At 59.0% G+C, this 4,703-nt stretch carries 4 protein-coding genes; 2 read left to right on the forward strand and 2 right to left on the reverse strand.

Annotated features, from left to right (window positions below; translation table 11 throughout):
* A partial coding sequence (gene dusA / locus JOZ76_RS35750; protein ID WP_291706080.1) for a tRNA dihydrouridine(20/20a) synthase DusA occupies positions 1 to 804 on the reverse strand: 804 nt, incomplete at its 3' end.
* 152 nt (positions 805 to 956) lie between these two features.
* Between dusA and JOZ76_RS35755 the strand changes: the two genes are divergently transcribed.
* Positions 957 to 2,069 (forward strand): site-specific integrase, encoded by a 1,113-nt coding sequence (locus tag JOZ76_RS35755; RefSeq protein WP_291706081.1) that lies wholly within the window; start codon positions 957 to 959, stop codon positions 2,067 to 2,069.
* Between the two features lie 288 nt (positions 2,070 to 2,357).
* On the opposite strand, the gene JOZ76_RS35760 is transcribed toward JOZ76_RS35755, so the two are convergent.
* Entirely contained in the window at positions 2,358 to 2,861 is a 504-nt protein-coding gene (locus JOZ76_RS35760; protein WP_291706082.1) for an Lrp/AsnC family transcriptional regulator, read from the reverse strand.
* A 515-nt stretch (positions 2,862 to 3,376) separates the two neighbouring features.
* On the opposite strand from JOZ76_RS35760, the gene JOZ76_RS35765 reads away from it, so the two are divergent.
* Positions 3,377 to 4,690 carry an O-acetylhomoserine aminocarboxypropyltransferase/cysteine synthase family protein gene (locus JOZ76_RS35765; protein ID WP_291706083.1) on the forward strand — a complete coding sequence of 438 codons (1,314 nt, stop codon included), beginning with the start codon at positions 3,377 to 3,379 and terminating at the stop codon, positions 4,688 to 4,690.
* The last annotated feature ends 13 nt before the right edge of the window (positions 4,691 to 4,703 follow it).

Here is a 4,703-nt window from a genome sequence, read left to right on the forward strand (position 1 = left end):
CATCATGGCCGCGAACACGTCCTTCATGCTGCGCGGCCCGCCTGGCGCGCCAAAGATCTCCGCATCGACCTCGAGCAGCCGCCAGGGCTCCTGATAGGCCGCACGCCCGAGCATGACGCCGTCGACATGAGCGAGATGCTGCTTGGCCTCAGTGATGCTGCCGATGCCGCCATTGATGATGACCGGCACGTCCGGCAGCGCCGCGTTCAGCCGATAGACGCGGTCATAGTCGAGCGGCGGGATGTCGCGGTTCTGCTTCGGCGAGAGCCCCTTCAGCCAGGCCTTTCTGGCGTGCACGATCACGGCATCGGCGCCCGCCGCGACCACGGCGCGCGCCAGCGCATCGAGCGCAGGCTCCGGGTGCTGGTCGTCAATGCCGATCCGGCACTTCACGGTCACGGGAATGTCGACGGCCTGCTTCATGCCGGCGACGCAGGCGCCGACCAGACTTGGGTCGGCCATCAGGCAGGCGCCGAACCGGCCCTCCTGGACTCGATCCGACGGACAGCCGACATTGAAATTGATCTCGTCATAACCGAAATCCGCGCCGATCCGCGCGGCGGTCGCAAGATCACGCGGATCGGAGCCGCCAAGCTGCAGCGCCACCGGATGCTCGGCGGCGTCGAACCCCAGCAGCCGGTCGCGGTCGCCGTGGATGACCGCGCCAGACGTCAGCATCTCCGTGTAGAGCAGCGCATGCCGCGTAATCTGACGGTGGAACACCCGGCAATGCCGGTCGGTCCAGTCCATCATGGGAGCGACGGAGAACAGCCAGCGCTTTGATTTTTCTAATTTTTCTTCCATACCAAGTACTTAGAGGTCCTGCCTAAGGGACTAAATCACCGCCGATTCCAACCCATTTTGTCCTATTTGCGCCTATTTTCCGCTTCCGAGTACAACAATGTTGTACCGGCGAGTCCCATGTTGTACCGAAGCGTAGCACCGGAGGCCAGGTCATGGGAACCATTATCGCCCGAAAGCGCAAGGACGGAACCACGGCGCATCTGGCTCAGCTTCTCATCAAACGCGCCGGCGCGATCGTCCACCGTGAAGCTCAGACGTTCGATCGAAAGCAGGCTGCGGCCGCCTGGCTCGAAAAGCGCGAAAAGGAGCTTGCCAAGCCTGGCGGGCTCGAACGACTCCGAGCGCCTGATCCTCCCCTGTCTGACGTCATCGATCGTTACACAGACGAATCAATCAAAAAGATCGGTCGTACCAAGGCGCAGGTTCTGCGCGCTATCAAGGCATACGACATAGCCAACAAGCCTTGCTCGGAGATCACAAGCGCAGATGTGATCGCGTTTGCCAATCAGCTCGTGGTCAAGGTGACACCCCAGACAGTCGGCAACTATCTCTCCCACTTAGCGGCGGTGTTCGCCGTTGCCAAACCGGCGTGGTCGTATCCTCTAGCTCAAACGGCAATGAAGGACGCGCTCGTCGTTGCCAAACGCCTTGGTGTCTCAAGCAAGAGTCGTGAACGGGATCGTCGTCCGACGCTCGAAGAACTCGACAAGATCATGGAGTACTTCGGCGAACGGTTGAGTCGCCGGCCGTCATCAATTCCGATGCAGAAGATCATCGGCTTTGCGATATTCTCCACACGTCGTCTTGAGGAGATCACGAGGATCTCTTGGAGGGACCTCGACGTGGAAGGAAGTCGTGTTCGGGTCAGGGATATGAAAAATCCTGGAGAGAAGATCGGAAACGACATCTGGTGCGACCTTCCGCCGGAGGCGCTTCAGATAGTCGTCTCGATGCCGAAGAGATCCAAGGAAATCTTTCCGTACAGCGGCGACGCTATCGGAACGAATTTCACGCGTACGTGTCAGTTCCTCGAAATCATTGACTTGCATTTGCACGACCTGCGGCACGACGGTGTTTCCAGGCTATTCGAAATTGGCCGAAATATCCCGCAAGTTGCCGCTGTCTCTGGCCATCGCTCTTGGTCAAGTCTCAAGCGCTATACGCATCTGCGCCAGACTGGCGATAAATATGCCGATTGGAAATGGCTCCGAGTCATCACCAATCCAAGCGGCGCCGCCGCAAATCTGAGGGCGAACCTAACGTAGTTGTGTTCAGCTTGGAAGTTTCCGAAGCACCGACATCACATGCGTGACGACAGGCGACACTCGCGCACAGTTGCTCAACCTCAGAACGCAGTGGCCGTTGAGCGCTCCAGGTCGCTCCAATTTCGCCGCTGCACCAAGACCTTCGGTGCCCGCCCAGTATGGACAAGACGCAAACAGATCCCACCTGCCATGATGAAGGCAGGCAATTTCTTGGCGCTGGATTGCGAGAGCACGTCGAACCGGCCCGTCGTCGGCTCGCAAAACTCCGATACCACTCGCAGCACCAGTCTATGCAGCAGCTGGAACAGGCAGCGCCGTCACGGATTTGATTTTTTCCATCGCGAAGCGGGACGTGACGTTCTTCAAGGCCACAGCCCCGATCAATTTCTTGTAGAAGATGTCGTAGCTGGGCATGTCAGCGACGACGACGCGTAGCATGTAGTCCACGTCACCGGCCATGCGGTAGAACTCCATGACTTCCGGCATCGCGCTGACCGCGGTAGCGAACTTCTTCAGCCACTCGTCCGAATGATCACTGCTTTCAACGGAAACGAACACCGACAGACCAAGGCCGATCCTGTTTTGATCGACCAGCACGACTTTTCCCGTGATGATCCCCTCGGCTTCCAATTTTTGAATGCGTTTCCAGCAAGGAGTCGCTGACAGACCAACACGTTCTCCAATCTCAACCACGGAGAGCGATGCATCCTCCTGCAAAACGCCCAAAATCTTGCGATCGATCGCATCAATACGGCGTCGCGTATCGGGCGACAAAACGGCTGCATCGGACATAAATAGAATCTTTCCCTGTCATTGACGACAGGCGGCACTCTATTTGGAATGATATTCCATGAAAAGCGCCTGAAGCTACCAAAGATCGGCATTCTCCGAGAACGATGTCCTCTTGAGGCAGCCTCTCGAAGGACGTGCTGCTGCGAGAGGGCGAAATCGCAAACGACACGCTGGCCTTCGTAGCTTCAGTTGATGTGCGATGTTCCGCTTTACGCGAGATCACGTGGCATCGATCGGTCACTGCAATCAACGACGCATCATAGCGTCGATATCATCGCGATCGCAGCAGGAGACGTCTCATTCACTAGCTTGTCTGATCGCGGAATGGCGGAGTTCCGGCGCACGAGTCGAAGAGAATGAGATTGTTATTTTCCAGGTCTGATTGACTCAGCAGTCAGGGGCGGTGCGAGATGCTCCCACGCAAACCGACCACGGCGCCGTGTGCGACGATATCCTCAACTGCACGCGCGCTTTGCCGAGATGTTTTGGTCACAATGCCCGAAGGACACGCGATAATGACCGCCAAGAAATTACATCCCGAAACACTTGCCCTGCATGCCGGCTGGCGCGCCGACCCGTCGACTGGTGCCGTTGCGGTGCCGATCTATCAAACCACGTCCTACCAATTCCGCGACACCGAGCACGCCGCGAACCTGTTCGCCTTGAAGGAGCTGGGCAACATCTACACGCGCATCGGCAATCCAACGACCGATGTCCTTGAACAGCGGCTCGCCGCCCTCGAGGGCGGGGTCGGCGCGCTCGCGGTGTCATCCGGCCAGGCAGCCTCTGCCTTCGCAATTCAAAACCTCGCCCGCGTCGGAGACAATATCGTCAGCTCGACGGATCTTTATGGTGGCACATGGAATCTGTTCGCCAACACGCTGAAGGATCAAGGCATCGAAGTCCGCTTCGTCGATCCCTCTGATCCACAAAATTTCCTGAAAGCCACCGACGACCGGACGCGGGCTTATTACGCAGAAACGCTTCCGAACCCCAAGCTCGCCGTGTTCCCGATCGGCGAAGTCGCCGACATCGGACGAAAGCTCGGCATTCCCCTGATCGTTGACAACACTGCGGCTCCGCTGCTCGCACGCCCGTTTGATCACGGCGCGGCGGTCGTAGTCTACTCCACAACCAAATATCTTGGCGGACACGGCACATCGATCGGCGGGGCCATCATTGATGGAGGCAATTTCGACTGGGGTGCGTTCCCGCAACGCCAGCCCGCCTTGAACACCCCCGACCCCAGCTATCATGGCGCGGTTTGGGTCGAAGCCGTCAAGCCGCTCGGGCCCATCGCCTATATCATCAAGGCGCGCACGACGCTGCTCCGCGATATCGGCTCGGCGCTGTCGCCGTTCAATGCCTTCCAGATCATTCAAGGGCTGGAGACGCTGCCACTCCGCATCGAGCGCCATGTTCAGAATGCGCAGGCGGTTGCCGATTTTCTGGCCAAGCGGCCCGAGGTCGTGCGGGTGATCCACCCATCCAAGCAGAGTGGCGCCGGCCGGGCGCGGGCGGACAAGTATCTCAAGGGCAGGTTTGGCGGGCTCGTTGGTTTCGAGCTGGCCGGTGGCCGCGAGGCGGGACGCAGACTGATCGACGCGTTGCAACTGTTCTACCATGTCGCCAACATCGGTGACGCCCGTAGCCTGGCGATCCATCCAGCAACGACAACGCACTCCCAGCTTTCCGCCGAGGACCAGCTGGCGACCGGCGTCTCCGATGGTTATGTCCGTCTGTCAGTCGGCATCGAGCACATTGATGATATCATCGCGGACCTCGAGCGGGGACTCGCCGCTGCGGGAACCCTCGCGTCCGCAGCCTAGGCTCGAGGCTTGA

The organism is Bradyrhizobium sp. (assembly GCF_019244115.1).
Classification (GTDB): Bacteria; Pseudomonadota; Alphaproteobacteria; order Rhizobiales; family Xanthobacteraceae; genus Bradyrhizobium.